Source organism: Streptomyces azureus, from assembly GCF_001270025.1.
GTDB lineage: Bacteria > Actinomycetota > Actinomycetes > Streptomycetales > Streptomycetaceae > Streptomyces > Streptomyces azureus.
Genome location: NZ_DF968263.1, coordinates 1 through 2,426 on the forward strand (window position 1 = coordinate 1; position 2,426 = coordinate 2,426).

The window sequence follows — 2,426 nt, forward strand, 5'->3', positions numbered from 1 at the left end:
CGGCGCCTGCCCCACCTGCCACCGCGACATACCCACCCGCACACCGACCTGACCAAGCACTACTAGTCGTCCGAGACCCCTCTGTTGCCGAGGTGGCGCACCAGCTCGGCGAAGGCGTCTCTCTCCTCCGGGGTCAGTTCCACGGACTCCGACCGGTGACCTGTCTGCCGCTGTTGCGGGAGAGCGGGGAGGGAGTGGCCCTCGGGCCACCGGGAGACGTGCTCAGGCATGCGCCCCAGTAGACACCACGGCCCGGGACTTCGGTCCCGGGCCGTGATTTTCGTGATCTATCTCGCAGGTGGCACGAACGGCTCACACACCCTGAAAGGGGGCGAACGTCAGCGGGCTCACGCCGCCACCGGCTGCTTCTTCTCCGCCGCCGGGGCGGTGCCCTCGCCGGGTGCCGCGGTGGCGCCCGGGGCCGGCTTGCGCAGGCCCTTCAGGACGACCACCAGGGCCGTGGTGACGCAGACGCCCGCGGCGATGGCGACCAGGTAGAGCAGCGGGTTGCCGATCAGCGGGACCACGAAGATGCCGCCGTGCGGGGCCCGCAGGGTGGCGCCGAAGGCCATCGACAGGGCGCCGGTGATCGCGCCGCCCGCCATCGAGGCCGGGATGACGCGCAGCGGGTCGGCCGCGGCGAACGGGATCGCGCCCTCGGAGATGAAGGAGGCGCCGAGCACCCAGGCGGCCTTGCCGTTCTCGCGCTCGGTGTGCGTGAAGAGCTTGCCGCGCACGGTCGTGGCCAGGGCCATCGCCAGCGGCGGCACCATGCCGGCCGCCATGACCGCCGCCATGATCTTCATCGCGGAGTCGCTCGGGCTGGACACCGCGATACCGGCGGTGGCGAAGGTGTAGGCGACCTTGTTGACGGGGCCGCCGAGGTCGAAGCACATCATCAGGCCGAGGAGGGCGCCGAGCAGGATGGCGTTGCTGCCGGACAGGCCGTTCAGCCAGTCGGTCATGCCCTTCTGGGCTTCGGCGATGGGCTTGCCGATGACGACGAACATCAGGAACCCGACGATCGCCGAGGAGATCAGCGGGATCACCACCACCGGCATGATGCCGCGCAGCGCCGCCGGGATGTTCACCTTCTGGATCGCGATGACCACGCCACCGGCGATCAGACCGGCCGCGAGACCGCCGAGGAACCCGGCGTTGATGGTCAGGGCGATCGAGCCGCCGACGAAGCCGGGGACGAGACCGGGCCGGTCGGCCATGCCGTAGGCGATGTAGCCGGCCAGGACCGGGACGAGGAAGCCGAAGGCGACGCCGCCGATCTGGAACAGCAGGGCCGCCCAGCTGTCGGCCTGCAACCACATGAAGTGGTCCATCACCGACGGGGCCTTGTCGACCTTGTAGCCGCCGATCGCGAAGCCGAGGGCGATCAGCAGACCGCCCGCCGCGACGAACGGCACCATGTAACTGACGCCGGACATCAGCCACTTGCGCAGCTTGGTGCCGTAGCCCTCGCCGGAGTCGCCGGTGCGCTCGACGGGTGTGCTGCCCGGGGAGCCGGAGGTGACCTCACCGCGGGCGGCCTTGTCGCGGACCTCGGTGATGAGTTCCGCGGGGCGGTTGATGCCCGCCTTCACACCGACGTCGACGGTCGGCTTCCCGGCGAAGCGTTCCTTCTCCCGTACGGGCACGTCGTGGGCGAAGATCACGCCGTCCGCCGCCGCGATGACCGCCGGGTCGAGCCGGGTGAAGCCGGCCGAGCCCTGGGGCTCGACGGTGACCTCGACGCCCGCCTCACGGCCGGCGTTCTCCAGCGACTCGGCCGCCATGTAGGTGTGGGCGATGCCGGTGGGGCAGGAGGTGACGGCGACGATGCGGAACGGGCGCTCCCCCGCGTCAGCGGTGTCGTCGGCGTCGTCGGTGACCGTGGCGGCGGCGGGAGAGGCCGCTCCCGCCGACGCCACGGGGTCTTCGGAGCCTGCCTCGGCGGGCTCGCCGGGCTCGTCGCCGCGGATCAGCGCCGCTGCGGCCGCCGCGTCGCCCACCGCGCGCAGGGCGTCGGTGAACTCCGTGTTCATCAGCTGCCGGGCCAGCGACGACAGGATCGTCAGGTGGGCGTCGTCGGCGCCGGCCGGCGCGGCGATCAGGAAGATCAGGTCGGCGGGGCCGTCCGCCGCGCCGAAGTCGATGCCGTCGGCGCTGCGCCCGAAGGCGAGCGTCGGCTCGGTGACGTGCTCGCTGCGGCAGTGCGGGATGCCGATGCCGCCGTCGAGGCCGGTCGGCATCTGGGCTTCGCGGGCGGCCACGTCAGCGAGGAAGCCGTCCAGGTCGGTCACCCGGCCCAGGGCCACCATGCGCTCGGCGAGGGCACGCGCCGCCGCTTCCTTGGTGTCGGCGGACAGGTCGAGATCGACCAGGTCCGCGGTGATCATGTCGCTCATCGCGGGCTCCTTAGCACGCGTATCGCC

Annotated in this window: 2 protein-coding genes; both read right to left on the reverse strand. The window is 71.8% G+C overall.

Annotation, left to right across the window (positions count from 1 at the left end; genetic code table 11):
• Positions 1–62: 62 nt before the first annotated feature.
• The gene (locus AOQ53_RS44635; protein ID WP_167745719.1) at positions 63–230 is read right to left on the reverse strand and encodes a hypothetical protein; all 168 of its coding nucleotides are present in this window, start codon (positions 228–230) and stop codon (positions 63–65) included.
• A gap of 117 nt (positions 231–347) precedes the next feature.
• Complete coding sequence (locus tag AOQ53_RS16120) at positions 348–2,399, reverse strand: PTS fructose transporter subunit IIABC (RefSeq protein WP_059417968.1); 2,052 nt, start codon at positions 2,397–2,399, stop codon at positions 348–350.
• Between the last annotated feature and the right edge of the window lie 27 nt (positions 2,400–2,426).